Below are 26,241 nucleotides of genomic sequence, written 5' to 3'. Positions count from 1 at the left end.
GGGCTCAGCCCTCGTCCTCCAGGTTCCCCTCGGTCTCCAGGTAGGCCTGCCGCAGCGCTTCGAGCACCGCCGGGTCCGGCTTGGCCCACATGCCGCGCGACTCCGCCTCCAGGAGGCGTTCGGCGATGCCGTGCAGCGCCCAGGGGTTGGCCTCCTGGAGGAACTGCCGGTTGGTGGGGTCGAGGACGTACGTCTCGGTGAGCTTGTCGTACATCCAGTCGGCCACGACCCCCGTCGTGGCGTCGTAGCCGAACAGGTAGTCCACCGTCGCGGCGAGCTCGAAGGCGCCCTTGTAGCCGTGGCGGCGCATCGCCTCGATCCACTTCGGGTTGACCACGCGGGCGCGGAACACCCGTGAGGTCTCCTCCACCAGCGTGCGCGTGCGGACCGTCTCGGGGCGCGTGGAGTCCCCGATGTACGCCTCGGGAGCCGTGCCCCGCAGCGCGCGCACGGTCGCGACCATGCCGCCGTGGTACTGGAAGTAGTCGTCCGAGTCGGCGATGTCGTGCTCGCGCGTGTCGGTGTTCTTCGCGGCCACCGCGATGCGCTTGTACGCGGTCTCCATCTCGGCGCGCGCCGGGCGGCCTTCGAGCCCGCGGCCGTAGGCGTAGCCGCCCCACACCGTGTACACCTCGGCGAGGTCCGCGTCCGTGCGCCAGTCGCGGGAGTCGATGAGCTGGAGCAGCCCCGCGCCGTAGGTGCCGGGGCGCGAGCCGAAGATGCGGGTGGTGGCCCGGCGCTCGTCCCCGTGCTCGGCCAGGTCGGCCTGGGCGTGGGCGCGCACGTGGTTCTGCTCGGCGGGCTCCTCCAGGGACGCGGCGAGCCGCACCGCGTCGTCGAGCAGGCCGATCGTGTGCGGGAACGCGTCGCGGAAGAAGCCCGAGATGCGCAGCGTCACGTCGATGCGGGGCCGGCCCAGTTCCTCGTACGGGATGGCTTCGAGGCCGGTGACGCGGCGTGAGGCGTCGTCCCAGACCGGGCGGACGCCGAGCAGCGCCATGGCCTCGGCGACGTCGTCGCCCGCCGTGCGCATGGCACTCGTGCCCCACAGGGACAGGCCCACGGAGGTGGGGTAGTCGCCGTTGTCCGTGCGGTAGCGCTCGATGAGGGAGTCGGCGAGGGCCTGGCCCGTCTCCCACGCGAGGCGGGACGGGACGGCCTTCGGGTCGACCGAGTAGAAGTTGCGGCCGGTCGGCAGGACGTTGACCAGGCCGCGCAGCGGGGAGCCGGAGGGGCCGGCCGGGACGAAGCCGCCGTTCAGGGCGTGCACGGAGTGGTCCAGCTCGGCGGTGGTGGCCGCCAGGCGCGGCACGACCTCGCGGGCCGCGAACTCCAGGATGGCCCTGACCTGCTCACTCTGGTCGGCGGGGACGGCGGAGAGGTCCCAGTCGGCGTCGTCCATCGCCTGGACGAGCGCACGGGCCTTCTCCTCGGCCTCGTCCGCGCTCGCGCGCGTCGCCGCCGACTCGTCGAGACCCAGCGCCTCGCGCAGACCCGGCAGGGCGGAGGCGCCGCCCCAGATCTGGCGGGCGCGCAGGATCGCGAGGACGAGGTTGACGCGGGCGGCGCCCGCCGGGGCGGAGCCGAGGACGTGCAGACCGTCGCGGATCTGCATGTCCTTGATCTCGCAGAGCCAGCCGTCGACGTGCAGCAGGAAGTCGTCGAAGCCGTCGTCGTCCGGGCGGTCCTCCAGGCCCAGGTCGTGGTCGAGCTTCGCGGCCTGGATGAGCGTCCAGATCTGCGCGCGGATCGCGGGCAGCTTCGCCGGGTCCATGGAGCTGATCTGCGCGTACTCGTCGAGCAGCTGCTCCAGGCGCGCGATGTCGCCGTAGGAGTCGGCGCGGTCCATCGGCGGCACCAGGTGGTCGATGAGCGTGGCGTGCACGCGCCGCTTGGCCTGGGTGCCCTCGCCCGGGTCGTTGACCAGGAAGGGGTAGACGAGGGGGAGGTCGCCGAGCGCGGCGTCGGGGCCGCAGGCCGCGGAGAGGCCCGCGTTCTTGCCCGGCAGCCACTCCAGGTTGCCGTGCTTGCCGAGGTGGACCATTGCGTCGGCGCCGAAGCCGCCGTCGTCGGCGGACGCGGCGATCCAGCGGTAGGCCGCCAGGTAGTGGTGCGAGGGCGGCAGATCCGGGTCGTGGTAGATCGCGATCGGGTTCTGGCCGAAGCCGCGCGGCGGCTGGATGAGGATCAGCAGGTTCCCGCGGCGCAGGGCGGCGAGCACGATGTCGCCCTCGGGGTCGCCGCCGTCCGCCACGCGGGAGCGGTCCAGGAACATCTCGCCGGGCGGCGGCCCCCAGTGCTCCTCCACGGACTCCCGCAGCTCCTGCGGCAGCGTCGCGTACCAGCGCTTGTAGGCGGCGGCCGGGATGCGGACGGGGTTGGCGGCGAGCTGCTCGTCGGTGAGCCAGTCCTGGTCGTGGCCGCCCGCGTCGATCAGCGCCCGGATCAGCTCGTCGCCGTCGCCGGAGACCAGGCCGGGGATCTCCTCGGCGGGCCCGAAGTCGTAGCCCTCGTCGATGAGCCTGCGGAGCAGCGCGACGGCGGACGCGGGGGTGTCGAGGCCCACCGCGTTGCCGATCCGCGAGTGCTTGGTCGGGTACGCGGACAGGACCAGGGCCAGGCGCTTGTCGGCGGCCGGGATGTGCCGCAGCCGCGCGTGGCGTACGGCGATGCCGGCGACGCGGGCGGCGCGCTCGGCGTCCGCGACGTACGCCGGGAGCCCGTCCTCGTCGATCTCCTTGAACGAGAACGGCACGGTGATGAGCCGCCCGTCGAACTCCGGCACCGCGATCTGGCTGGCGGCGTCGAGCGGCGAGACGCCCTCGTCGTTCTCCTCCCAGGCCGAGCGCGACCCGGTCAGGCAGAGCGCCTGGAGGATCGGCACGTCGAGGCCGGTCAGCGCGCCCGCGTCCCACGACTCGTCGTCACCGCCCGCGGAGGCCTCGGCGGGCTTGGTGCCGCCCGCCGCGAGGACCGTCGTCACGATGGCGTCCGCCGCGCGCAGCTCCTCGATCAGCTCCGGCTCCGGGGCGCGCAGCGAGGCCACGTACAGCGGCAGCGGGCGGGCGCCCGCGTCCTCGATCGCGCCGCACAGGGCGTCCACGAACGCGGTGTTGCCGCTCATGTGGTGGGCGCGGTAGTAGAGCACCGCCACGGTCGGGCCCGCGACGTCGCGCGCGGCGCGCTCCAGGGGGCCCCAGGACGGCGCGGGCGCCGGCGGCTCGAAGCCGTGGCCGGTGAGCAGCACCGTGTCGGAGAGGAAGCGGGCCAGCTGCTCCAGGTTGGCGGGGCCGCCGTGCGCCAGGTAGGCGTGCGCCTCGGCGGCGATGCCGACCGGCACGGTGGAGGAGGCCATGAGCTGGGCGTCGGGCGCCTGCTCACCGGTGAGTACGACCACCGGCAGACCGCTGGCGGTGAGCTGGTCGAGGCCGTCCTGCCAGGCGCGGACGCCGCCGAGGAGGCGTACGACGACCAGGTCGGCGCCGTCGAGCAGGGCGGGCAGCTCGGCGAGGTCGAGGCGGGAGGGGTTGGCGAACCGGTAGTCGACGGGACCCCCCGCCGCGCGGGCGCTGAGCAGGTCGGTGTCGGAGGTCGACAGCAGCAGAAGCATGCGGGCGCAGGCCTTCCTCGGGGTGTCCGCGCCCCGGGTGGTCGTATGGACGGCAGGAGTTCCTGGCTCACCCCACCTGGATGGGGCTCACAGTGGCGGGACCGCGCCGGAATCGCACCGGGCTTCCTCCCTCGGGCCCCTGTCGGGCCCACGCCGTCGCTGGCGTCGGCGGACCTGGCGGCCCGCCGACTGCATAGTAAGTCCTGCCCGCCCCGAAGTGGGCGGCCACCTGTCCCCGCGGTCCACTTCGGGAGGCGACCGCGCCCGGGCGCGTGGGTATGCTCGCCGCCATGCCGCCCACCCGAGCAACCTCCACGAACAAGGGCGAATCCCTCATACGTGACCGGGGCGACGCCTGTCCCGGAGCCCTGCGACCGCATCTCGCCGACGACGGCGCGCTGGTCCGACTCCGGCTGCCCGCAGGGCTCTTGACGGGACATCAGGCAGCGGTCCTGGCCGACGCGGCGGAACGGCTCGCCGACGGCGCCCTCAGCGTCACCTCGCGCGGCAACGTCGAGCTGCGCGGCCTCGCCGACGGCTGCGTCTCCGCCCTGGCCGCGCTCCTCACGGACGCCGGACTGCTGCCCTCCGGGCGCCATGAACGCATACGGAACATCGTGGCGTCCCCGCTCGCCGGACTCGACGGACTCGGCCGCGCCGACGTCCAGTTGTGGGCCCGTGAGCTGGACGGACTCCTCTGCGCGCGGGAGTGGACGGCCGCGCTGTCCGGGCGCTTCCTGTTCGCCCTCGACGACGGGCGCGGGGACATGGCCGGTCTCGGCGGCGATGTGACCTTGATCGCAGAATCGGACGGGACGGCGGTGGTGCGCGCCGGGGGCCCCGCCCTGCGCGTGGCCGCCGCGGACGCCCCGCGAGCCGCCCTCGCCGCGGCCGGGGCGTTCCTCGCGGCGGCCCGCGAGGCGGGCAACGGGGCCTGGCGGGTGCGGGAGCTGCCCGATGGGCGGCGCGTCGACCTGGCCGCGGCGCTGGAAGAGGCCGGTGTCGCGGCCACGCCCGCCGAGCCGTCGACCGCGCCCCGCGCCACCCCGCACCCCCCCGGCGTGACCGGCCGCGCGGTCGCCGTCAGCGCCCCCCTCGGCCGCGTCACCGCCGCCCAGTGGCGGGCCCTGCTCCCGCTGCCCGCCGACGAGCTGCGGGTCACCCCGTGGCGCGGCTTCGTGCTCCCCGGCTTCGCCGACGCGGGCGCGGCGCGGGACCGCCTCGCCGCGCTGGCCGGCGCCGGGTTCCTCACCGACCCCGCGTCGCCCTGGCTCGGCGTCGGCGCCTGCACGGGACGGCCCGGCTGCGCCAAGTCCCTCGCCGACGTCCGCGCGGACGCCGTGCCCGGCCTCGGCGGGCTGCCCGTGCACTGGTCCGGCTGCGAGCGGCGCTGCGGGCACCCGCGCGGCGACTGGGTCGACGTCCTCGCCACCGGTGACGGGCGGTACGAGGTGACGGTGCGCACCTCCGGCGGGCACGGGACACCCGTGCGGGGCGGCACCCTCACCGAGGCGGTCAGCACGGCACGTACGACTTCGGCAACCACACCAACGGCCACGAAATGAGCGAGAGCACAGTGTTCGACTACGAGAAGGACGGCGCGGCGATCTACCGCGAGTCCTTTGCCACCATCCGCGCGGAGGCGGACCTCGCGGGGCTGCCCGCCGACGTCAGCCAGGTCGCGGTCCGGATGATCCACGCCTGCGGCATGGTCGACCTCGTCCGCGACCTCGCCTTCAGCCCGCGCGTGATCGCCGACGCCCGTAAGGCGCTGCGCGACGGCGCCCCGATCCTGTGCGACGCGAACATGGTCGCGAGCGGCGTCACGCGCAAGCGGCTGCCCGCCGACAACGAGGTGGTCTGCACCCTCGCCGACCCGGCGGTGCCGGACCTCGCCGCCCAGCTCGCCACCACCCGCAGCGCCGCCGCCCTGGAACTCTGGCGCGACCGCCTCGAAGGCTCCGTCGTCGCCATCGGCAACGCGCCCACCGCCCTCTTCCGCCTCCTGGAGATGATCGAGGCGGGCGCGCCCCGCCCGGCCGCCGTGCTCGGCATACCGGTCGGCTTCGTCGGCGCCGCCGAGTCCAAGGACGCGCTCGCCGAGCACTCCTCGGGCCTGGAATACCTGGTCGTACGGGGGCGTCGCGGCGGCAGCGCGATGGCCGCGGCGGCGATCAACGCGATTGCGAGCGAGGCGGAGTGAACACCGAGACCACGCAGGGGACCACCGCTCAGGGGGCCCTCGGGATCGCGCCGGGGAAGCTGTACGGGGTCGGGCTCGGCCCCGGCGACCCCTCCCTGATGACCGTGCGGGCCGTCGAGGTCATCGCCGCCGCCGACGTCGTCGCGTACCACTCCGCTCGGCACGGCCGTTCCATCGCCCGCTCCATCGCGGCGAAGCACCTGCGGGACGACCACATCGAGGAGCCGCTGGTCTACCCCGTCACCACGGAGACCACCGACCACCCCGGCGGCTACCGCGGCGCCCTCGACGAGTTCTACGAGGAGGCCGCGGGCCGCCTCGCCGCGCATCTGGACGCCGGGCGCACGGTCGCCGTCCTCGCCGAGGGCGACCCGCTCTTCTACGGCTCCTACCAGCACATGCACAAGCGCCTCGCCCACCGCTACGACACCGAGGTCATCCCCGGCGTCACCTCGGTCAGCGCGGCGGCGGCCCGGCTCGGCGAACCCCTCGTCGAAGCCGAGGAGGTCCTCACGGTCCTGCCCGGCACCCTCCCCGAGGAGGAACTGGCGGCGCGCCTCGCGGCGACGGACTCGGCGGTCGTGATGAAGCTCGGCCGCACCTTCGGCAAGGTGCGCGACGCCCTGGAGCGCGCGGGCCGCCTGGACGAGGCCCGTTACGTGGAGCGCGCCACCATGGAGGGCGAGCGCACGGGACGCCTCGCCGAGGTGGACCCGGAGTCGGTGCCGTACTTCTCCGTGGCCGTGCTCCCCAGCCGCGTGGCCCCGCTCACCGGCGGCCCCGCGCCGGAGCCGGCCCCCGAGACCCGCGGCGAGGTCGTCGTGGTCGGCACGGGCCCCGCGGGACCGCTCTGGCTGACCCCCGAGACGCGCGGCGCGCTCGCCGCCGCCGACGACCTGGTCGGCTACACCACGTACGTGGACCGCGTGCCGCACCGTCCGGGCCAGCGGCGGCACGGCTCCGACAACCGTGTGGAGTCCGAGCGCGCCGAGTTCGCCCTCGACCTCGCGCGGCGCGGGCGGCGCGTGGCCGTCGTCTCCGGCGGTGACCCGGGCGTCTTCGCGATGGCCACGGCCGTCCTGGAGGCCGCCTCGCAGGACGCGTACGCGGACCTTCCGGTACGGGTGCTGCCGGGGGTGACCGCCGCCAACGCGGCCGCCGCCCGCGCGGGCGCCCCCCTCGGCCACGACTACGCCACCATCTCGCTCTCCGACCGCCTCAAGCCCTGGGAGGTCATCGCCTCCCGCCTGGCCTCGGCCGCCGCGGCGGACCTGGTCCTCGCCCTCTACAACCCCGGCTCGCGCAGCCGGACCTGGCAGGTGGGCAAGGCGCGGGAGCTGCTGCTCGAACACCGGGCGCCGGACACGCCGGTCGTCCTCGGACGGGACGTCGGCGGCCCCGAGGAGAGCGTGCGGGTGGTGCGGCTCGGGGATCTCGACCCGGCCGAGGTCGACATGCGCACGCTGCTCATCGTGGGGTCGTCCCAGACGCGGTGGGTGCGGCGGGCCGGGGGAGACCAGATCGTCTGGACGCCGCGGAGGTACCCCGAAGCCGGGGGCGGGGACTAAGGGGTCCCCTGTGTGCCCGCGGGCGCTCCGCGGCTCGTCGCGCGGTTCCCCGCGCCCCTCACGGGGCGAGGTCGGTGCCCACCCAGGCCGCCGCCTCCTCGGGCGTGGACGCCACCGGTACGCCCTCCGGCGCCGGGGGGCGCTCCACGACCACCACGGGAATCCCCGCCTCGCGCGCGGCGGCCAGCTTCGGGGCGGTCGCCGCGCCGCCGCTGTCCTTCGTCACGACGACGTCGATCCGGTGGCGGCGCAGCAGCCCGCGCTCCCCGTCGAGCGTGAACGGGCCCCGCTCCAGGAGCACCTCCATACGGGCGGGGCACGGCGGCTCCGGCGCGTCCACGGACCGCACGAGGAACCAGAGGCGGTCGAGATCCGGATCCCCGGCGAAGGCGGCGAGCCCCATGCGCCCGGTGGTCAGGAAGACCCGCTCGCCCAGCGCGGGCAGGACGCGTGCCGCCTGCTCCAGGGAGCCGACCGGGTGCCAGTCGTCGCCCGGGGACGCCACCCAGCCGGGCCTGCGCAGAGCGAGCAGGGGAACATGGGCCGAGGCGGCGGCCGCCGCCGCGTTGAACGAGATCGTCCCCGCGAAAGGATGGGTGGCGTCGATGAGCGCGTCCACGCGGTGCTCGCGCAGCCATGCCGCGAGCCCCTCGGCCCCGCCGAAGCCGCCGACGCGGACCTCGCCGGGCGGCAGCCGGGGCGCCGCGACGCGCCCCGCGAGGGAGCTGGTCACCCGCGTCCCCGCCGCGCTCACCAGCAGCTCGGCGAGACGGCGTCCCTCAGTCGTTCCCCCAAGGATCAATACGTGCACGGAGTCCGGTTTCCTTCATGAGTGAGGCAGAGGGCGGTCGCAGCGCCCAACTCAAGCACACCGGTCTGCGGTCCGGCTGGACGACCGGCGCCTGTGCGACGGCGGCCACCACGGCCGCGTACACGGCGCTCCTGACCGGCGACTTCCCCGACCCGGTGACCATCACGCTGCCCAAGGGCCAGACGCCCGCCTTCGCGCTCGCCGCGGAGGAGCGCGGCGACGCGTTCGCCATGGCGGGCGTCGTCAAGGACGCGGGCGACGACCCGGACGTCACGCACGGGGCGCTGGTGCGGTCGACGGTACGGAGGCTGCCGCCCGGCTCGGGCGTGGTGTTCAGGGCGGGCCCCGGCGTCGGCACGGTCACCCGCCCCGGCCTGCCCCTGGACGTGGGCGAACCGGCGATCAACCCGGTGCCGCGGCAGCTGATGCGGGACCACGTGGCGCTGGTGGCGCGGAGCGCGGGCACGGAACCGGACGTGGAGATCACCATCTCCGTCGACCACGGCGAGGAGATCGCCCGCTCCACGTGGAACCCCCGGCTCGGCATCCTCGGCGGCCTGTCGATCCTCGGCACGACCGGCGTCGTCGTGCCGTACTCCTGCTCGGCGTGGATCGACTCCATCCGGCGCGGCGTCGACGTGGCACGGGCGGCCGGGCGCACGCACGTGGCGGGCTGCACCGGTTCGACCTCGGAGAAGACGGTCGTGCGGGAACACGGCCTGCCGGAGGACGCGCTCCTGGACATGGGCGACTTCGCGGGCGCGGTCCTGAAGTACGTGCGCCGCCACCCCGTCGACCGCCTCACCATCTGCGGCGGCTTCGCCAAACTCTCCAAACTGGCGGCGGGCCACCTGGACCTCCACTCGGCCCGCTCCCAGGTGGACAAGGGCTTCCTCGCGGAACTGGCGCTGCGCGGCGGGGCGTCGAAGCCCCTGGCCGCTCAGGTGGCGGCGGCCAACACGGGCCTGGAGGCCCTGCGCCTCTGCGAGGCGGCGGCCATCCCCCTGGGCGACCTGGTGGCGGCCAAGGCCCGCGACGAGGCCCTGCGCGTCCTCCGCGGCGCCCCGGTCACGGTGGACGTCATCTGCATCGACAGGGCGGGCACGGTGGTGGGCCGGAGCAGCCCCGCCTAGCAGACGTGCCGCTCGCGCTCCGCCGAGTACAGATGGCTGTCACGGAACTGCGAGGCGCCCAACGTGCGGCCCACCATGATGACCGCCGTCCGGACGATGCCCGCCGCCTTCACCTGGTCCGCGATGTCCGCCAGCGTGCCCCGGAGGATCACTTCGTCGGGGCGGCTGGCCAGGGCGACCACCGCCGCCGGGCACTTTGCGCCGTAGTGGGGCAGGAGTTCCTCGACGACACGGTCCACGTAGCCCGCGGCGAGGTGCAGCACCAGCAGCGCGCCACTGCGGCCCAGCGTGGCCAGGTCCTCGCCCTCCGGCATGGCCGTGGCGCGCTGGGCGACGCGCGTGAGGATCACCGTCTGGCCGACGGTCGGCACCGTCAGCTCCCGCTTGAGCGCCGCCGCCGCCGCGGCGAACGCGGGGACGCCGGGCACCACCTCGTACGGCACGCCCGCCGCGTCGAGGCGCCGCATCTGCTCGGCGACCGCGCTGAACACGGAGGGGTCGCCCGAGTGCAGCCGCGCCACGTCGAGACCCGCCTCGTGCGCGCGCACCAGTTCGGCGGTGATCTGGTCCAGGTCGAGCTGCGCGGTGTCCACCAGGCGGGCGCCCTCGGGGCACTCGGCGAGGAGTTCGCGCGGCACGAGGCTGCCCGCGTACAGGCAGACCCGGCAGGCCGCGAGCGTCCGGGCGCCGCGCACCGTGATCAGGTCGGCGGCGCCGGGGCCCGCGCCGATGAAGTACACGGTCATCGTTGTTGTTCTCCAGACTCCCCGGACTCTCCGGGCTTGGTGACGGACCACTGGGTGACCGGCATGGCCTGGCGCCACCCGGTGAAGCCGCCGACGGGGACGGCCTGCGCGACGGCGAGCCGCACCAACTCGCCGCCGTGCCGCCGGCAGCGCTCGGCGAGCAGCGCCTCCGACTCCAGCGTGACGGTGTTGGCGACGAGGCGTCCGCCGGCCGGCAGCGCCGCCCAGCAGGCGTCGAGCAGGCCCGGTGCGGTGAGGCCGCCGCCGATGAACACGGCGTCGGGCGCCGGGAGTCCGGCCAGGGCCGCGGGGGCCGCGCCGGTGACGACCCGCAGACCCGGGACGCCGAGCCGCTCGGCGTTGCGTCCGATCCGCTCGGCGCGCACGGCGTTCTTCTCGACCGTGACCGCGCGGCAGGAGGGGTGCGCCCGCATCCACTCCACCGCGATCGACCCGGCGCCGCCGCCCACGTCCCACAGGAGTTCGCCGGGGGCGGGCGCGAGGGCCGCGAGGGTGGCGGCGCGCACGTACCGCTTCGTGAGCTGGCCGTCGCTCTCGTACGCCGCGTCGGGCAGCCCCGGCACGGCGCCGAGCCGCAAGGCCGCCGGGCTTCGGTGGCACTCGACCGCCAGGACGTTCAGCGGGGCGCCGGGCGGGTGGGGCCAGGCGTCGGCCGTGTCCTCGTACGACGTCTCGTGCTCGGAGCCCAGCTGTTCCAGGACGCGCAGCCTGCTCGGGCCGAAGCCGCGGTCGCGCAGCAGGGCGGCGACCTCCGCCGGGGTCCCGGCGTCCGCGCTCAGGACGAGCAGGCAGCGGCCTTCGTGCAGCGCGGCGGCCAGTCGCGCGGCCGGGCGGCCCACCAGCGTCACGACCTCCGTGTCCTCGACCGGCCAGCCGAGGCGCGCGCAGGCGAGGGAGACGGAGGAGGGGTGGGGCAGGACGCGCAGGGCCCCGGGGCCCAGTTCCTCGGTCAGGGCGCGGCCGATGCCGTAGAACATGGGGTCGCCGCTGGCCAGGACGGCGATCCGGCGTCCCGCGTGGGCGGCGAGCAGGGCGGGCACGGCGGGGCGCAGCGGCGTGGGCCAGGCGACGCGTTCGCCGGGGCAGTGGGCGGCAGGCAGCAGGTCGAGCTGGCGCGGGCCGCCGATCAGGACCTCGGCGCCGGACAGGGCCGCGCGCGACGCCGCGGCGAGGCCGTCCCAGCCGTCGGCCCCGATCCCGACGACGGTGACGGCCGGTATGCCTTCGGGGGAGGCGGGAGGTGCGGGGCTCAACTCGGATACCTCGGGGTTCGGGAAGGGGACTGCGCGCCCCGCACTCTACTGCTGACCAGGAGGCGTACCCTTATTGCACATTACTTGCAACAAGCCGTGCGGGGCGTTCGCGCCCGGCGGCGCCCGGTCGGAAGGGCCCCCGCGCTGTGAAATCCCCCGTGGTGCTCGGCATCGAGTCGTCCTGCGACGAGACGGGCGCGGGCCTCGTCCGCGAGGGACGCCTCCTCGGCCACGCCGTCGCCTCCAGCATGGACGAGCACGCCCGTTACGGCGGCGTCGTCCCGGAGATCGCCGCCCGCGCCCACGTCCACGCGCTCACCCCCGTGGTGCGCCGCGCCCTGGACGATGCGGGCCTGCGGATGTCCGACATCGGAGCCGTCGCGGTCACCACGGGCCCCGGCCTCTCCGGAGCCCTCCAGGTCGGCCTCGCCGGGGCCAAGAGCCTCGCGTACGCGCTCGGCGTGCCGCTGTACGGCGTGCACCACCTCGCCGGACACGTCGCCGCCGACACCCTCGAACACGGCCCGCTGCCCGACCCCTGCATGGTCCTGATCGTCTCCGGCGGCCATACGTCCCTCCTGCTCGTGCGGGACCTCGCGCGCGACCCGATCGCGCACCTCGGCGACACCCTCGACGACGCCGCGGGCGAGTGCTTCGACAAGGCCGCGCGGATCTTCGGGCTGCCCTACCCCGGCGGCCCCGCGATCGACCGGGCCGCACGCGACGGGGACGCGCGCGCCGTCGCCTTCCCGCGCCCCCTCACCGGCGCGCGCGACCCCGCGTACGCCTTCTCCTTCTCCGGCCTGAAGACGGCCGCCGCACGCTGGGCGCAGAGCCACGCGGGGCGTGTGCTGCCGGTGGCCGACGGGGCGGCGGCGCTCCAGGAGGCCGTTGCCGACGTGCTGACCCGCAAGGCGGTCGCGGCCTGCCGGGAGCACGGCGTGGGCACGCTGGTCGTCGTCGGCGGCGTCGCGGCCAACTCCCGGGTACGCTCCCTGGCCGAGGAGCGGTGCCGCGCCGCCGGCGTCACGCTGCGGGTGCCGCCGCCGCGGCTCTGCACCGACAACGGCGCGATGATCGCGGCGGTCGGCGACCTGCTGGTGCGCGCCGGGGCGGAGCCCGCGCCGCTGGACGTGTCGATCGACCCGTCGGCTCCGCTGGAGTACGCGGCGCTGTGTCCGGTCGGCGGGTCCGGGCGGGCACGGGCCGCCTGACCTGGCACGCCTCGCCCGGCCCGCTCGGCGGCGGGTCGTTCGTGTCGGTGTTGGGCTGAACGGGTGACTTGGCGTAAGAATTGCCCGGTGCAGATTTCACGTGCGAGCCAGGACGGGGTGGGTCAGTGAGTAACAGTCAGCGCCACGACGTCACCGATGAACAGTGGGAAGGGCTCGCCCAGGTCGTACCGCTGCGCAGCCGCAACGAGTGGCCTTCGTGGCCAGGGCACCGGGCGATGCCCGAAGCGGAGACCGAGGCGCGGCGGCGCTTCGTGGTGATGCGGGTCAACGTCTTCTCCGACGCCCGCGAGGTGGCCGAGACGGTCATGGCGCAGATCCCGGTCCTCCTCGACCTCACCGGAGCCGAGACCGAAGTGGCCAAGCGCGTACTGGACTTCAGCAGCGGCGTGGTCCTCGGCCTCGGCTGCGGCATGCACCGGGTCGACAAGAACGTCTTCCTCCTCGCGCCGCCCGGCACGGAGGTGCAGGGGCTGGTGGAAGCGGTCGCCCAGCCCTAGGGAGGGCCGGCCCGGACGGGCTTCAGCCGGGTCTGGAAGGGATTTATCCGCGGCGCGGCTGGTTGAAGCGCAGCATGTTGCCGGCCGGGTCGCGGAAGGCGCAGTCACGGACGCCGTAGGGCTGGTCGACCGGCTCCTGGAGCACCTCGCCGCCCGCGGCCCGGACGCGTTCGAACGTGGCGTCGACATCGTCGGTGGAGAAGATCACACCGCGCAGCAGCCCCTTGGCGAGCAGCTCCGCCATCACCTGCCTGTCGGCGGGCGAGGTGGCGGGGTCGGCGGCCGGCGGTTCGAGCACGATCTCCACGCCCGGCTGCGTGGGCGAACCGACGGTCACCCACCGAAGCCCCTCGTACGAGACGTCGTTGCGCACCTCCAGGCCGAGGGCGTCACGGTAGAAGGCGATCGCCTTGTCGTGGTCGTCGACGGCGATGAAACACTGCGAGAGCTTGATGTCCATGCCGTAGAAGCTACGGGCGGCCCGGGGCTTTCGCTTCTCCATTCCTGACCGGTCTCAGGAGGAACTTCGCCACGCACGCGGGGATCGGCTCGCCCGGCCCGTGCGACCGGGCCCGGTAGGCGCTCGGGCTCTCGCCCACCAGCTCGGTGAAGCGCGTGCTGAACGACCCGAGCGACGTACACCCCACCTCGAAACAGACGTCCGTCACGCTGAGATCGCCGCGCCGCAGCAGCGCCTTGGCCCGCTCGACGCGCCGGGTCATGAGATAGCTGTACGGGGTCTCTCCGTACGCGGCGCGGAAGCTGCGCGAGAAGTGGCCGGGGGACATCAGGGCCACGCGGGCCAGGGCGGGGACGTCCAGGGGCTCGGCGTAGTCGCGGTCCATCACGTCGCGGGCCCGGCGCAGCTGTCTGAGGTCCTCCAGATTCACCCGCCCAGGATCGCACGGGGGTATGACAACGGGCCGCCTTAGCCCGTGGCCCCCCGGCGCGTGGGATCTTGGCCGGGTATTGGCCCGATCGTAGGAAGGTCGCACGGGCGGAACGGTTCGCCGCACCGGCCGCCGCCTACCTTCCGGGCATGACGGGCTCATATGACGGTGTTCGTACGACCGGCTCACCTGGCGGGGATCTTCCGGGCGCGCCCGGTGTTCCCTCGGACTCACGGGGCGGGGCTTTTCCGGGCATGCCCGGTGGGGTTCCCTCGGGCTCATCCGGTGGGGCCTCTCCGGGCTCACTCGGTGGGGTCCTTCCGGGCATGCCCGGTGGGGTCCCTCCGGACTCACCCGGTGGGGTTCCCTCGGGCTCACTCGGTGGGGGCCCGGCGGAGTCCCCTGGTGGGGTTCATGTGACGGGCTCGCCTACGGTGGCGGCCCCTTGGCCGCCGACCGGCGGAGACCGGCCGCACGTGGTCGAGCTGCGTCTCTCCGCCTTCGCCGGGCACCGGGGCGCGGTCATCCCGCTCGGCCCGCTGACCCTCGTCAGGGGCCCCAGCGGCAGCGGCAAGTCCAGCGCCCTGCGCGCGTACGAGGCCCTCGCGCGGCTCGGCGCGGGAGCCGAACTGGCCGAGGTCTTCGACGACCCCGTGGCCTGCGTGCCGGAGCGCGCCCGCGCCGACACCCAGCGGCGGCGCGGCTTCCACATCGGCTGCTCGGTCGACGGGCCCGCGGGCACCGTCCGCCTCGACCTCGCCGTCCAGGCCGAGCCCGAACTCCGCGTCGTGGGCGAGCGGCTGACCCGTGACGGCCTCGTCCTCCTGGAGACCGCGCTGCGTGACCCGGAGCGGCCGGTGGTCCAGGCGGCCTGGCACACCGCGGGCACGGCCCCCGTGACGCGGGCCCCGATGCCGGACGACCGGCTCGGCACGGCGCTCGTACCGCTGCGCGTGGCCGGCTCGACCAAAGGGCAGCGGCTGGTGCTCGCCGCCGCCGAACAGGTCGTGGTCGCCCTGCGCTCGGCGTTCGCCTGCGACCCGCGGCCCGGCCGGATGCGCGCCCCGGTGCCCGCCGGACGCGTCGGCTCGGGCCGTCTCCTCGGCGGCTGCGACAACCTCGCCGAGGTGCTGTGGCGCACCCGGGCCGAGTGCGCGGTGCGGCACGCGGCGCTCGTCTCGGCCGTGCGCGACGGCTTCGCGGGGCGGGTCGCCGACGTCGTCGCCGAGGAGGCGGAGGACGGCGCGGTCGCCGCCTACGTCGACCGCGGGGACGGCGTGCGCACCCCGCTCGCGCGCCTCGGCGACGGCGAGCTGCGCTACCTCGCCCTGGCGTTGGTCCTGCTCACCGGTCCCGGAGTCCTCGCCGTCGACCCGGCGGCCGAGGTGCCGCAGGCCTGCCAGACCCTCACGGTCCTCGCCGACGGACTCGACCACCGCCTGGACGCGCGGCAGTTCCGCGCGCTCGGCGAACTGGCGGCGCGGACCTGCGCACGGGGCCACATCCGCCTGGTCGGGGCGGTGGGGGACGGCGTGACCGCGGGCCGTGTCACCGACGCCTCGGTGGTAGACCTTGAGCCGTGACAGAGGAACACGAGGGAGAGCGCGCGGCGCGGCGTGATGTCGCCGGGCTGCAGCGGAGGCTTGCCGAGTTCGCGGCGGCCCGTGACTGGGGGCGCTACCACACCCCGAAGAACCTGGCCGCCGCGCTGAGCGTGGAGGCCTCGGAACTGGTGGAGATCTTCCAGTGGTTGACGCCGGAGGAGTCGGCGCGCGTGATGGCGAGCCCCGACTCGGCGCACCGGGTGGCGGACGAGGTCGCCGACGTCCTCGCCTATCTGCTCCAGTTCTGCGAGGTCCTGGGGATCGATCCGCTGGCCGCGCTCGACGCGAAGATCGACAGGAACGAGCGGCGGTTTCCGGCTCCGGAAGCCTGAAAGCTCCCCTCGCCGGAACCGCTCCGCACACTTTCGTCACTCTCCGGAGTCAACGACTTGTCCAAACTCGCGGAGTTGTCCACAGATTTCCGGTCTCCCCTGGCTTTTCGCCCGGATGAGTATCACTCTGGGTAGTGGACGCGGAAGTTCGGGCGGGACGTGCGGCGAATGCGCGCGGGATGGATGGGGGTGGCTCATGGACGCGATGCGGCTCATCGAGGCGAACCGGCGCGCCCTCGCGCGGTGCGAGGACCCGGTCGGCGTGGTCGCGGAGGTCTGGCAGTCCCAGGCGCTCGCGCAGGCGATCGGCAGCCGCCTCGCCGTCGCGGGGCCTGTGGAGTTACGGGGCGAGGCGCTGGGCCTGAGCGAGGTCGGCGGCAGGGCCTGCGCGATGCTCGACGCCCCGGGTCTCGGGACCGAGGACATAAGAGCGGCGCGGTTGTCGCGGATCGGCGACACCCAGGAGGCGCTGCTCGCACTCGACGGGCTTCTGGGGGATGTCGGCATCGCGCTCGTCGGCGTAGCCATGGGTGCCGCCGAGGAGGGGGGCTATTGGCAGTGCATGGAGGCGATCGACGCCGCCGACGAGTCCAGGGACCGGGTCCTCGAGATGCTGCGCAGACTCGCGGTGCGGGAACAGCGCCTTCCCGAGGCCGGCTCGGCGGCGGGGTCGTCGTGAGGGCGGCGTCGGGTGTGGGGCGGTGGCGGAGCGGCTCGGCGAGCGCGGGGGCGCGCGGGGCGCGCGGGGTCGCATGGGCGCGCGGGCGGGCGTGGGCGCGGGACGGCCATGCGTGTGGATACGGGTGCGGGGCGGGGGAGTGTGTGGATATGGGCACCGGGGGCGGCGTGTGTGGGGGCCCGCCGCGCCGGATGCCGCGCCGGCGGACGGATCGGGTGCGCCGGCCCACCGGGCAGGCGAGGCGCGTCCCGGTCGCCGCGCCGCCCCGTTCTCACCCGACCGGCGCGGCGGACGTCCGGCGGAACCGGCAGGGCCGAGGGGCGCACGAGCGGGCAGGATGGAGCCATGGATCTTCGAATTTTCACGGAACCCCAGCAAGGGGCGACCTACGACACCCTGCTCACCGTCGCCAAGGCCACCGAGGACCTCGGCTTCGACGCCTTCTTCCGCTCCGACCACTATCTCCGCATGGGGTCGTCGGACGGTCTGCCGGGGCCCACGGACGCGTGGATCACGCTGGCCGGGCTGGCGCGGGAGACCAAGCGGATCCGGCTGGGCACGCTGATGACGGCGGGCACGTTCCGGCTGCCGGGGGTCCTGGCCATCCAGGTGGCGCAGGTCGACCAGATGTCGGGCGGCCGGGTCGAACTGGGGCTGGGCGCGGGCTGGTTCGAGGAGGAGCACCGGGCATACGGCATCCCCTTCCCCAAGGAGAAGTTCGCCCGCCTGGAGGAGCAGCTCGCGATCGTCACCGGCCTGTGGGCGACGGAGGAGGGCAAGACCTTCACGTTCGAGGGCAAGCACTACCAGCTCACCGACTCCCCGGCCCTGCCCAAGCCCGCGCAGGGCAAGGTGCCGGTCCTGATCGGCGGCCACGGGGCTCAGCGCACCCCGCGCCTCGCCGCTCGGTACGCGGACGAGTTCAACATCCCGTTCGCCTCCCTGGAGGACAGCGAGCGGCAGTTCGGACGGGTCCGCGCGGCGGCGGAGGAGGCGGGGCGCAGGGGCGGCGACCTGGTGTACTCCAGCGCGCTCGTCGCCTGCGTCGGCAAGGACGACGCCGAGGTGGCCCGGCGGGCGGCGGCGATCGGCCGTGAGGTGGACGAGCTCAAGGCCAACGGCCTGGCCGGTTCGCCCGCCGAGGTCGTCGACAAGATCGGGCGGTACGAGGCGATCGGCGCGAGCCGCATCTATCTCCAGTGCCTGGACCTGACCGACCTGGACCACCTGGAGCTCATCTCCTCCCAGGTCCAGTCACAGCTGTCCTAGGCCTGGCCCTGGCTCTGGCCCTGCCCCTGGCCCGGGATCGGGCCCCACGAGGGGCGGCCACAGACGTGGCCGCCGGACGCGCCCCTCCAGCGCCCGGCGGCCACCCCCGGCGCACAGCGCCCCGCCCGCGGCGTCAGTGGACGGCGGCGTACCGCCGGGCCGCCGGTGGCACGGCGGCCCTGGCGAGGACCTGTTCCGTCTCGGAGGGGAAGAAGCCGGTGATGCCCAGCATCAGGTGCAGCGCGGTGGTCACGCGCGGGGGCAGCGGCTGCGCGATGCCCGCGGGGACGAGAGCGGCGCCGGACGGCTCGACGCGTGCCGTGGCCAGCTCGTCCCTGGCCCGCTGCGCCTCGCCGTTGCGGATGTGCACCAGCGCCCTCCGTACGCCGCTCGACGCGTGCTCCGAGACACGCAGGAGCGCCACGATGGCCGAGGCCGCCTGGTCGGCGGCCGGTGCGGTGGATGCGGCCGGTGCTGCCTGCGCGGGCGCGGAGGTCGCTGCGGTTACGGCTTTCGCGGTAGGCGCGGTGGGCACGGACGTCGCGACAGGCGCGGCGCTCGCGGCGCCCGGGACCGCGCACTCCCGGGCCGCCAGGCGGAGATGACTGCTCGCCTTGTCCAGGATCTTGACGATCGCGCACAGCCGCCCCGTGTCGAACGACGCCATACGATCACACTCCTCTGCGATGCCGCGCGCGGGAACACGCGGGAGAGTAGGACTGTCAACTGGCGTATCACCATCGTGCGGGCCGCCCGAACGTCTCACGGGGAGCGCACACGGTGCGCGCGGAGGACAAGAGCCCACCACACCTCCCGCGTTTTCCGCCGGGGGGCGCACGCCCCCGACGGGGCATGGCCCAGGTACGGGCGACCGGCCTGGTCCGGACAAGAATGACCGGCATGGGCGACCGGCATGGTCCGGGCGCGGGCGAGGGGAAATTCCGGGGTGTGCCGGTGATGATCGCTGTACGTTGAAGAGGCGTTCCGCCGTGGTCGACGGCAGGCACGCACCTCCACCGCCGCGGCTCATCGGCGTCCGGTCCAGGGGCACTGGTCCGGGGGCACTTGGGTGCGCCGCGCCGGACGTCCGCCGCGCACCGCGGCTCAGACCCCGTTTCGAGGCCCACTCACCGTGTTCCTTACCGTCACCACCACCGGCACCCCCGAACGCCCCGCGACCGACCTCGGGTTCCTGCTGCACAAGCATCCCGACAAGGCGCAGGCGTTCTCCACCTCCTATGGCACCGCGCACGTCCTCTACCCCGAGGCGACGGCCGAGCGGTGCACGGCCGCGCTGCTCCTGGAGGTCGACCCCATCGCGCTCGTGCGGCGCGGCAAGGGGAAGGGCAAGGGACAGGGGCGGGGCGGTGCGCCCGACGCGGCTCTCGCGCAGTACGTGAACGACCGGCCGTACGCGGCCTCCTCGCTCCTGGCCGTGGCGCTCAGCGCGGTGTTCTCCAGCGCGATGCGTGACGTGTGCAAGGCGCGGCCCGAGCTGGCCGGGCGGCGGCTGCCGCTGAGCGTGGAGGTGCCGGCGCTGCCCGCGCGAGGCGGTGTCACGCTGGTGCGGAGTCTCTTCGAGCCGCTGGGCTGGTCGGTGTCGGCGGAGCCCGTCCCGCTGGACGAGCGGTTCCCCGAGTGGGGCGACTCGCGGTACGTCCGCCTCGTGCTCGACGTGCCGGACGGCACGCTGACCGTGGGCGAGGCCCTTCGGCACCTGTATGTGCTGCTGCCCGTCCTCGACGACGCCAAGCACTACTGGGTCTCCGCCGACGAGGTCGACAAGCTGCTCAGGGCCGGTGAGGGCTGGCTCGCGAACCACCCGGAGCAGGCCCTCATCACCAGCCGCTACCTCTCGCGGCGCTGGTCCCTGACCCGCGCGGCGACGGAACGGCTCGAACTGGTGCGGCTCGCCGAGGCCGACGACTCCGACGTGGAGGAGATCGACAACGCCGTCGACGAGGGGAGCGACACGGAGGAGGCTCCGGTGCCGCTCGCCGTGCGCCGCCGTGAGGCGATCCTCGCCGCGCTGACCGAGGCCGACGCCCGCCGTGTCCTCGACCTCGGGTGTGGTCAGGGCCAGTTGGTGCAGGCGCTGCTCAAGGACGTCCGGTTCACCGAGATCGTCGGGGTCGACGTGTCGATGCGCGCGCTGACGCTCGCCTCGCGCCGGCTGAAGCTGGACCGCATGGGCGAGCGCCGGGCCGAGCGGGTGAGACTGCTCCAGGGCTCGCTCGCGTACACGGACAAGCGGCTCAAGGGGTATGACGCGGCGGTGCTCAGCGAGGTCATCGAGCACGTGGACGTGGAGCGCCTGCCGGCCCTGGAGTACGCGGTGTTCGGCTCCGCGCGGCCCCGCGCCGTCCTGGTGACGACGCCGAACGTCGAGTACAACGTCCGCTGGGAGACCCTCCCCGCGGGCCACACCCGCCACGGCGACCACCGCTTCGAATGGACCCGCGGGGAGTTCCGCGCCTGGGCGGCCGAGGTCGCCGTGCGGCACGGGTACGGGGTGGAGTTCGTCCCCGTGGGCGACGACGACCCCGAGGTGGGCCCGCCGACCCAGATGGCGGTCTTCACGCGCACCGACGGGGTGCGCGGCGGCAAGGACGACGGTGTCAAGGGAGTGAAGGCGGCATGACGGACCACAGCGAAGGCCGCGACCGCGCGAGCGAACCGGAGGCCGTCGTGGCCCCCCGCCCCGGGCGGAGGCTCCCCGTCACCGACCTGTCCCTCGTCGTGCTGATCGGCGCCACGGGATCGGGCAAGTCCACGTTCGCGCGTCGGCACTTCACGGCCACCGAGGTCATATCCAGCGACTTCTGCCGCGGGCTCGTCGCCGACGACGAGAACGACCAGAGCGCGAGCGGCGACGCCTTCGACGTGCTGCACTACATCGCGGGCAAGCGCCTCGCCGCCGGGCGACGCACGGTCGTCGACGCGACCAACGTGCAGAGCGAGAGCCGCAAGCAGCTCATCCGGCTGGCCAGGGAGCACGACGTCCTGCCGATCGCGATCGTGCTCGACGTGCCCGAAGAGGTCTGCGCGGCGCGCAACGCGGCGCGCGAGGACCGGGCGGGGATGCCGCGCCGGGTCATCCAGCGCCACCGGAGCGAACTGCGGCGCTCCCTCAAGCACCTGGAGCGTGAGGGTTTCCGGAAGGTGCACGTCCTGCGCGGGGCCGAGGAGATCGACGGCGCCTCGATCGTCACCGAGAAGCGGTACAACGACCTCACCCACCTCACCGGCCCCTTCGACATCATCGGTGACATCCACGGCTGCGCCGCCGAACTGGAGCTGCTGCTCGGCAAGCTCGGCTACGTGAACGGCGCGCACCCCGAGGGCCGCACGGCCGTGTTCGTCGGCGACCTCGTCGACCGGGGTCCGGACACCCCGGGCGTGCTGCGCCGCGTGATGGGCATGGTCGGCGCGGGCACCGCCCTGTGCGTGCCCGGGAACCACGAGAACAAGCTCGGCCGTTACCTCAAGGGCCGGGGCGTCCAGCGCACCCACGGCCTCGCCGAGACCATCGAGCAGCTGGAGGGGGAGAGCGAGGAGTTCCGCACCCGGGTGCGGGAGTTCGTGGACGGCCTCGTCTCGCACTATGTCCTGGACGGCGGGAAGCTCGTCGTCTGCCATGCCGGCCTGCCCGAGAAGTACCACGGGCGCACCTCGGGCCGGGTGCGCTCGCACGCGCTGTACGGCGACACCACCGGCGAGACCGACGAGTTCGGCCTGCCCGTGCGCTATCCGTGGGCGGAGGACTACCGAGGCCGCGCCGCCGTGGTGTACGGCCACACCCCGGTGCCCACCGCCTCCTGGCTGAACAACACGATCTGCCTGGACACCGGCGCTGTGTTCGGCGGCAGGCTGACCGCGCTGCGCTGGCCGGAGCGCGAGCTGGTCGACGTCCCCGCGGAGCGCGTCTGGTACGAACCGGCCAAGCCGCTGCGCGCGGAGGCGCCGGGCGGCCACGAGGGACGGCCGCTCGACCTCGCCGACGTGCACGGCCGCCGCGTGGTGGAGACCCTTCCCCGCGCCCTCGGCCCCGTAGGGGAGGGGGAGGCGCCGACCGGGCTCCGCGTCGGCGTGCGCGGGGAGAACGCGGCGGCGGCCCTCGAGGTCATGAGCCGCTTCGCCGTCGACCCGCGCCTGCTGCCGTATCTGCCGCCGACGATGGCGCCCACCGCGACCTCGCGGCGCGAGGGCTATCTGGAGCACCCGGCGGAGGCCTTCGCCTCGTACGCGCGGGACGGTGTCGGGCGTGTCGTGTGCGAGGAGAAGCACATGGGCTCACGCGCGGTGGCCCTGGTCTGCCGGGACGCGGGCGTGGCCCGCGAGCGCTTCGGTGTCGGGGACGCCCCGGCCGCGCCGGGTGGCGGCCGGACCCCGACCGGTTCGCTCTACACCCGCACGGGCCGCCCCTTCTTCGGTGACCCCACCGTCACCGAGGAGATCCTGGCCCGGCTGCGCGCCGCCGTCACCGAGGCGGGGCTCTGGGAGGAGCTCGACACCGACTGGCTGCTCCTCGACGCCGAGCTGATGCCCTGGTCGCTGAAGGCGTCGGGCCTGCTCCGCACCCAGTACGCGGCCGTGGGCGCCGCCTCGGGAGCCGTCTTCCCCGGCGCGGTGGCCGCCCTGGAGGCCGCGACGGCGCGTGGCGTGGACGCGGGGGCGCTCCTCGCGAGGCAGCGGGGGCGGGCTGCGGACGCCGCCGCGTTCACCGAGGCCTACCGGCGCTACTGCTGGCCGACGAAGGGCCTGGAGGGCGTGCGCCTCGCGCCGTTCCAGATCCTCGCCGTGCGGGGCCGCAGCCTCGCCGCTCTCCCGCACGACGAACAGCTCGCCCTGATCGACCGCATGGTCGAACACGACGGCACCGGCCTGCTGCAGACCACCCGCCGCCTCTACGTCGACACCGGCGACGAGGCGTCGGTCGGCGCCGGCATCGACTGGTGGCTGGAGATGACGAGCCGCGGCGGCGAGGGCATGGTCGTCAAGCCGATCGCCGCGCTGGTCAGGGACGGTCAGGGGCGACTGGTGCAGCCCGGTGTCAAATGCCGTGGCCGGGAGTACCTGCGGATCATCTACGGACCGGAGTACACGCGTCCGGAGAACCTGGCGAAGCTGCGCGAGCGCTTCCTCGGCCACAAGCGCTCGCTCGCCGTCAGGGAGTACGCGCTGGGCCTCGAAGCCCTGGACCGCCTGGCGGCAGGCGAGCCGCTGTGGCGGGTCCACGAGGCGGTGTTCGCGGTCCTGGCGCTGGAGTCGGAGGCGGTCGACCCCCGGCTGTGACCGGCCTCCGGCCGCGACCGGTCGGCAGCCATGAGCGGTCCCCGGCCGCGACCGGCCCGCGCCTCTGGGCCCCCGTGGCTCCGGGCCATCGAATCGGTGGCCCGGAGCCGCCACGAGGTAGCACATTGGCTGCGCGAAGGCCGTCAAGCCGGGGAAGGATGGACCCCATGGGATTCCATGTCGACTCCGAGGCCGGGCGGCTGCGCCGCGTCATACTGCACCGCCCCGATCTGGAGCTCAAGCGGCTGACGCCGAGCAACAAGGAAGCGCTCCTCTTCGACGACGTCCTGTGGGTGCGCAGGGCCCGCCAGGAGCACGACGGGTTCGCGGACGTCCTGCGCGACCGGGGCGTCGCCGTGCACCTCTTCGGCGACCTGCTCAGCGAGACGCTCGACGTGCCCGCGGCGCGCCTCCTCGTCCTCGACCGCGTCTTCGACGAGAAGGAGTACGGCCCGCTGGCCACGGACCACCTCCGGGCCGCGTTCGAGACGATGCCGTCGGTCGACCTCGCGGAGGCGCTGGTCGGCGGGATGACCAAACGCGAGTTCCTGGAGCGCCACGCCGAGCCGACGTCCGTGCGCTTCCACTGCATGGACCTGGACGACTTCCTGCTCGGCCCGCTGCCCAACCACCTCTTCACGCGCGACACCTCCGCATGGATCTACGACGGCGTCTCCATCAACGCGATGCGCTGGCCCGCCCGGCAGCGCGAGACCGTGCACTTCGAGGCGATCTACCGGCACCACCCGCTCTTCCGCGACGAGGACTTCAACGTCTGGTCGCAGGGCCAGGCGGACTACCCCTCGACCATCGAGGGCGGCGACGTCCTGGTGATCGGCAGCGGCGCGGTCCTCATCGGCATGAGCGAGCGCACCACCCCGCAGGCCGTCGAGATGCTGGCGCACAAGCTCTTCGCGGCGGGCTCGGCCCAGACGATCGTGGCCCTGGACATGCCGAAGCGGCGCGCCTTCATGCACCTCGACACGGTCATGACGATGGTCGACGGCGACACCTTCACGCAGTACGCGGGTCTCGGCATGCTCCGCTCGTACACCATCGAGCCGGGCGTCGGCGACCGGGAGCTCAAGGTCACCGACCATCCGCCGGAGCACATGCACCGGGCGATCGCGGCGGCGCTCGGCCTCGACTCCATCCGGGTGCTCACGGCCACCCAGGACGTGCACGCCGCCGAGCGCGAGCAGTGGGACGACGGCTGCAACGTCCTCGCGGTGGAGCCGGGGGTCGTGGTCGCGTACGAGAGGAACGCGACGACCAACACGTATCTGCGCAAGCAGGGCATCGAGGTCATCGAGATCCTGGGCAGCGAGCTGGGGCGCGGCAGGGGCGGGCCGCGATGCATGAGCTGTCCCGTGGAGCGGGACCGGGTTCCGGGGATGTGACCCACGAGCGGCCGGATGCCGGAGATCCGGCCCACGGGCGGCCGGCGCCCGGGACGTGGCCACGAGCGGCCGGGGACCGGGGACCTGACCCGAGCGGGAGCGGATGCCGGGTAGCCAGTGGCTGCATAGAATTGCCGTTGATCGTATATAGTTCCAAGGGTTCCGATGGTTTCCACCGTCCATCCATCCGCACCCCAGGAGCATCACCATGGCCACCCACCTCACCGGCCGCCACTTCCTCAAGGAGCTGGACTTCACCGCCGACGAGTTCCGTGGCCTGGTCGCCCTCGCCGCCGAGCTGAAGGCGGCGAAGCGGGCGGGGACCGAGGTGCGGCGGCTGACCGGCAGGAACATCGCGCTGATCTTCGAGAAGAGCTCCACGAGGACGCGCTGCGCCTTCGAGGTCGCCGCCGCCGACCAGGGCGCGTCGACGACGTACATCGACCAGTCCGGCTCGCACATCGGGAACAAGGAGTCCGCCAAGGACACCGCCCGGGTGCTCGGCCGGATGTTCGACGCGATCGAGTTCCGCGGGGACGCCCAGGAGACCGTCGAGACGCTCGCCGCCCACGCGGGCGTCCCCGTCTACAACGGCCTGACCGACGTCTGGCACCCCACCCAGATGCTCGCCGACATCCTGACGGTGACCGAGCACACGGCCAAGCCCCTCGGCGAGGTCGCCTTCGCCTACCTCGGCGACGCCCGCATGAACATGGGCAACTCCTACCTGATCACCGGCGCCCTGCTCGGCATGGACATCCGGATCGTGGCCCCGCGCGCCTACTGGCCCGCCGAGGAGACCATCGCGCGGGCCCGTGAGCTCGCCGTGGCCAGCGGCGCCCGCGTCACGCTCACCGAGGCGGTCGACGAGGGGGTCAGGGGCGCCGACTTCGTCGCCACCGACGTCTGGGTCTCCATGGGGGAGCCCAAGGAGGTCTGGGAGGAGCGCATCACCGCCCTCGCCCCCTACGCCGTGACGATGGACGTCCTGCGCGCCACCGGCAACGCGGACGTGCGGTTCCTGCACTGCCTGCCGGCCTTCCACGACCTGGGCACCGAGGTCGGCCGCGAGCTGCACGAGCGGTTCGGGACCACGTCCCTGGAGGTCACCGACGAGGTCTTCGAGTCGCCGTACTCGGTCGTCTTCGACGAGGCCGAGAACCGCCTGCACACGATCAAGGCGGTCCTGGTCGCGACGCTCTCCTGAGCACGTCCCGCTCCGTTCAGCCCCGGGCCGGCAGCCTGAACCACACCGCCTTGCCGGAATCCGTGGCGCGGTGCCCGCAGGAGGAGCTGAGGGTGCGGATCAGGAGCAGGCCGCGCCCGTGTTCCTGCCAGGGGTCCGGCGGGCCGGGAGGGCAGGGCGCGGTCAGGTCGCCGGGCGGCAGCGGGCTCGAATCGTGCACCTCGACCTGGCAGCCGGTCGGCAGCAGCTCGATGACCAGCTCTATCGGGTCCTCGCCCGCGGTGTGCTCGACGGCGTTGGCGACCAGCTCGGCGGTGAGCAGCTCCGCGGTGTCGGTGTCGGCGGACGACGCGATCTCGGTCAGCGCGGTACGGACCAGGGCGCGCGCGACCGGTACGGCCGCCGGCGTGTGCGGCAGCTCGACGCGCCAGGAGGCGGGGAAGGGGGGTTCGTACAAGGTGGGTCCGTTCAGGGCGGCAGGCGGTCCCGCGTTCAACCGTACGAATCTT

22 protein-coding genes and 1 riboswitch are annotated in these 26,241 nt (G+C 74.1%); of the genes, 14 read left to right on the top strand and 8 right to left on the bottom strand.

Annotated elements, in window-relative coordinates:
• Positions 1–4 precede the first annotated feature (4 nt).
• Complete coding sequence (cobN, locus tag DCW30_RS27225; protein ID WP_076684079.1) at positions 5–3,610, bottom strand: cobaltochelatase subunit CobN; 3,606 nt, start codon at positions 3,608–3,610, stop codon at positions 5–7.
• A 41-nt stretch (positions 3,611–3,651) separates the two neighbouring features.
• A riboswitch (cobalamin riboswitch) is annotated at positions 3,652–3,776 on the bottom strand.
• A 112-nt stretch (positions 3,777–3,888) separates the two neighbouring features.
• On the opposite strand from cobN, the gene cobG reads away from it, so the two are divergent.
• From cobG to cobJ, 3 genes are all read left to right on the top strand, one after another.
• On the top strand, positions 3,889–5,175 hold the full coding sequence (cobG, locus tag DCW30_RS27220; RefSeq protein ID WP_076684078.1) for a precorrin-3B synthase: 1,287 nt from the start codon (positions 3,889–3,891) through the stop codon (positions 5,173–5,175).
• An 11-nt stretch (positions 5,176–5,186) separates the two neighbouring features.
• Positions 5,187–5,813 carry a precorrin-8X methylmutase gene (locus DCW30_RS27215; RefSeq protein ID WP_103557396.1) on the top strand — a complete coding sequence of 209 codons (627 nt, stop codon included), beginning with the start codon at positions 5,187–5,189 and terminating at the stop codon, positions 5,811–5,813.
• A gap of 98 nt (positions 5,814–5,911) precedes the next feature.
• Positions 5,912–7,381, top strand: a complete 1,470-nt coding sequence (cobJ, locus tag DCW30_RS27210) for a precorrin-3B C(17)-methyltransferase (RefSeq protein ID WP_232627201.1) — start codon at positions 5,912–5,914, stop codon at positions 7,379–7,381.
• A 58-nt stretch (positions 7,382–7,439) separates the two neighbouring features.
• Here cobJ and DCW30_RS27205 read toward each other — a convergent pair whose 3' ends face one another.
• Complete coding sequence (locus DCW30_RS27205) at positions 7,440–8,192, bottom strand: cobalt-precorrin-6A reductase (RefSeq protein ID WP_076684075.1); 753 nt, start codon at positions 8,190–8,192, stop codon at positions 7,440–7,442.
• 17 nt (positions 8,193–8,209) lie between these two features.
• Here DCW30_RS27205 and DCW30_RS27200 point away from each other — a divergent pair, with 17 nt between their 5' ends.
• Positions 8,210–9,325: a cobalt-precorrin-5B (C(1))-methyltransferase gene (locus DCW30_RS27200; RefSeq protein ID WP_076684074.1), complete on the top strand. Its 1,116-nt coding sequence runs from the start codon at positions 8,210–8,212 to the stop codon at positions 9,323–9,325.
• Here DCW30_RS27200 and cobM read toward each other — a convergent pair.
• Both cobM and cbiE read right to left on the bottom strand, forming a co-directional pair.
• The gene (cobM, locus tag DCW30_RS27195; protein ID WP_062770807.1) at positions 9,322–10,071 is read right to left on the bottom strand and encodes a precorrin-4 C(11)-methyltransferase; all 750 of its coding nucleotides are present in this window, start codon (positions 10,069–10,071) and stop codon (positions 9,322–9,324) included. The two genes, DCW30_RS27200 and cobM, sit on opposite strands and share 4 nt — an antisense overlap.
• Complete coding sequence (gene cbiE / locus DCW30_RS27190) at positions 10,068–11,345, bottom strand: precorrin-6y C5,15-methyltransferase (decarboxylating) subunit CbiE (protein WP_076684073.1); 1,278 nt, start codon at positions 11,343–11,345, stop codon at positions 10,068–10,070. Before cbiE ends, cobM begins: the two co-directional genes overlap by 4 nt.
• Before the next feature lie 146 nt (positions 11,346–11,491).
• Here cbiE and tsaD point away from each other — a divergent pair, with 146 nt between their 5' ends.
• On the top strand, positions 11,492–12,559 hold the full coding sequence (gene tsaD, locus DCW30_RS27185; RefSeq protein WP_076684072.1) for a tRNA (adenosine(37)-N6)-threonylcarbamoyltransferase complex transferase subunit TsaD: 1,068 nt from the start codon (positions 11,492–11,494) through the stop codon (positions 12,557–12,559).
• A gap of 125 nt (positions 12,560–12,684) precedes the next feature.
• Positions 12,685–13,077, top strand: a complete 393-nt coding sequence (locus DCW30_RS27180) for a cell division protein SepF (RefSeq protein ID WP_062770801.1) — start codon at positions 12,685–12,687, stop codon at positions 13,075–13,077.
• Positions 13,078–13,120: 43 nt separating this feature from the next.
• On the opposite strand, the gene DCW30_RS27175 is transcribed toward DCW30_RS27180, so the two are convergent.
• Together DCW30_RS27175 and DCW30_RS27170 are read right to left on the bottom strand one after the other, a co-directional pair.
• Positions 13,121–13,537 carry a VOC family protein gene (locus tag DCW30_RS27175; RefSeq protein WP_062770914.1) on the bottom strand — a complete coding sequence of 139 codons (417 nt, stop codon included), beginning with the start codon at positions 13,535–13,537 and terminating at the stop codon, positions 13,121–13,123.
• Between the two features lie 10 nt (positions 13,538–13,547).
• Positions 13,548–13,967 carry a helix-turn-helix domain-containing protein gene (locus DCW30_RS27170; protein WP_076684071.1) on the bottom strand — a complete coding sequence of 140 codons (420 nt, stop codon included), beginning with the start codon at positions 13,965–13,967 and terminating at the stop codon, positions 13,548–13,550.
• A gap of 326 nt (positions 13,968–14,293) precedes the next feature.
• Here DCW30_RS27170 and DCW30_RS27165 point away from each other — a divergent pair, with 326 nt between their 5' ends.
• The 4 genes from DCW30_RS27165 to DCW30_RS27150 all read left to right on the top strand — a co-directional run bounded on the left by DCW30_RS27165 (position 14,294) and on the right by DCW30_RS27150 (position 17,851).
• Positions 14,294–15,550: an AAA family ATPase gene (locus tag DCW30_RS27165; protein WP_418347034.1), complete on the top strand. Its 1,257-nt coding sequence runs from the start codon at positions 14,294–14,296 to the stop codon at positions 15,548–15,550.
• Entirely contained in the window at positions 15,547–15,903 is a 357-nt protein-coding gene (locus DCW30_RS27160; protein ID WP_076684069.1) for a nucleotide pyrophosphohydrolase, read from the top strand. The genes DCW30_RS27165 and DCW30_RS27160 overlap by 4 nt, the downstream gene beginning before the upstream one ends.
• Positions 15,904–16,099: 196 nt before the next feature.
• Positions 16,100–16,582: a DUF6099 family protein gene (locus DCW30_RS27155; protein WP_076684068.1), complete on the top strand. Its 483-nt coding sequence runs from the start codon at positions 16,100–16,102 to the stop codon at positions 16,580–16,582.
• Positions 16,583–16,927: 345 nt separating this feature from the next.
• A complete protein-coding gene (locus DCW30_RS27150; protein WP_076684067.1) occupies positions 16,928–17,851 on the top strand; it encodes an LLM class F420-dependent oxidoreductase in 924 nt (307 codons plus the stop codon).
• A gap of 133 nt (positions 17,852–17,984) precedes the next feature.
• On the opposite strand, the gene DCW30_RS36885 is transcribed toward DCW30_RS27150, so the two are convergent.
• Entirely contained in the window at positions 17,985–18,518 is a 534-nt protein-coding gene (locus DCW30_RS36885; RefSeq protein WP_076684066.1) for a hypothetical protein, read from the bottom strand.
• Between the two features lie 465 nt (positions 18,519–18,983).
• Here DCW30_RS36885 and DCW30_RS27135 point away from each other — a divergent pair, with 465 nt between their 5' ends.
• The 4 genes from DCW30_RS27135 (at position 18,984) to argF (ending at position 25,753) form a co-directional block, all read left to right on the top strand.
• Entirely contained in the window at positions 18,984–20,492 is a 1,509-nt protein-coding gene (locus DCW30_RS27135; RefSeq protein WP_076684065.1) for a 3' terminal RNA ribose 2'-O-methyltransferase Hen1, read from the top strand.
• On the top strand, positions 20,489–23,146 hold the full coding sequence (locus tag DCW30_RS27130) for a polynucleotide kinase-phosphatase (protein WP_076684064.1): 2,658 nt from the start codon (positions 20,489–20,491) through the stop codon (positions 23,144–23,146). The genes DCW30_RS27135 and DCW30_RS27130 overlap by 4 nt, the downstream gene beginning before the upstream one ends.
• Positions 23,147–23,313: 167 nt before the next feature.
• Positions 23,314–24,546: an arginine deiminase gene (locus tag DCW30_RS27125; RefSeq protein ID WP_076684063.1), complete on the top strand. Its 1,233-nt coding sequence runs from the start codon at positions 23,314–23,316 to the stop codon at positions 24,544–24,546.
• Between the two features lie 208 nt (positions 24,547–24,754).
• On the top strand, positions 24,755–25,753 hold the full coding sequence (gene argF / locus DCW30_RS27120) for an ornithine carbamoyltransferase (protein ID WP_076684062.1): 999 nt from the start codon (positions 24,755–24,757) through the stop codon (positions 25,751–25,753).
• 16 nt (positions 25,754–25,769) lie between these two features.
• On the opposite strand, the gene DCW30_RS27115 is transcribed toward argF, so the two are convergent.
• A complete protein-coding gene (locus DCW30_RS27115) occupies positions 25,770–26,204 on the bottom strand; it encodes an ATP-binding protein (protein ID WP_076688791.1) in 435 nt (144 codons plus the stop codon).
• Positions 26,205–26,241 lie beyond the last annotated feature (37 nt).

Origin of the sequence: Streptomyces alfalfae (assembly GCF_004127445.1) — a bacterium.
Lineage (GTDB): Bacteria > Actinomycetota > Actinomycetes > Streptomycetales > Streptomycetaceae > Streptomyces > Streptomyces alfalfae.
The sequence above is the reverse complement of the archived record's forward strand: the minus strand, read 5'-3'. Positions and strand labels throughout refer to the sequence as shown.

What these genes read in the sequence shown, in the direction of transcription:
- cobN (WP_076684079.1), bottom strand. Translation starts at nt 3,610, where the DNA reads ATGCTTCTGCTGCTGTCGACCTCCGACACCGACCTGCTCAGCGCCCGC.
- cobG (WP_076684078.1), top strand. Translation starts at nt 3,889, where the DNA reads ATGCTCGCCGCCATGCCGCCCACCCGAGCAACCTCCACGAACAAGGGC.
- cobJ (WP_232627201.1), top strand. Translation starts at nt 5,912, where the DNA reads ATGACCGTGCGGGCCGTCGAGGTCATCGCCGCCGCCGACGTCGTCGCG.
- DCW30_RS27200 (WP_076684074.1), top strand. Translation starts at nt 8,210, where the DNA reads ATGAGTGAGGCAGAGGGCGGTCGCAGCGCCCAACTCAAGCACACCGGT.
- cobM (WP_062770807.1), bottom strand. Translation starts at nt 10,071, where the DNA reads ATGACCGTGTACTTCATCGGCGCGGGCCCCGGCGCCGCCGACCTGATC.
- DCW30_RS27175 (WP_062770914.1), bottom strand. Translation starts at nt 13,537, where the DNA reads ATGGACATCAAGCTCTCGCAGTGTTTCATCGCCGTCGACGACCACGAC.
- DCW30_RS27165 (WP_418347034.1), top strand. Translation starts at nt 14,294, where the DNA reads ATGCCCGGTGGGGTCCCTCCGGACTCACCCGGTGGGGTTCCCTCGGGC.
- DCW30_RS27155 (WP_076684068.1), top strand. Translation starts at nt 16,100, where the DNA reads ATGGACGCGATGCGGCTCATCGAGGCGAACCGGCGCGCCCTCGCGCGG.
- DCW30_RS27150 (WP_076684067.1), top strand. Translation starts at nt 16,928, where the DNA reads ATGGATCTTCGAATTTTCACGGAACCCCAGCAAGGGGCGACCTACGAC.
- DCW30_RS36885 (WP_076684066.1), bottom strand. Translation starts at nt 18,518, where the DNA reads ATGGCGTCGTTCGACACGGGGCGGCTGTGCGCGATCGTCAAGATCCTG.
- DCW30_RS27130 (WP_076684064.1), top strand. Translation starts at nt 20,489, where the DNA reads ATGACGGACCACAGCGAAGGCCGCGACCGCGCGAGCGAACCGGAGGCC.
- DCW30_RS27125 (WP_076684063.1), top strand. Translation starts at nt 23,314, where the DNA reads ATGGGATTCCATGTCGACTCCGAGGCCGGGCGGCTGCGCCGCGTCATA.
- argF (WP_076684062.1), top strand. Translation starts at nt 24,755, where the DNA reads ATGGCCACCCACCTCACCGGCCGCCACTTCCTCAAGGAGCTGGACTTC.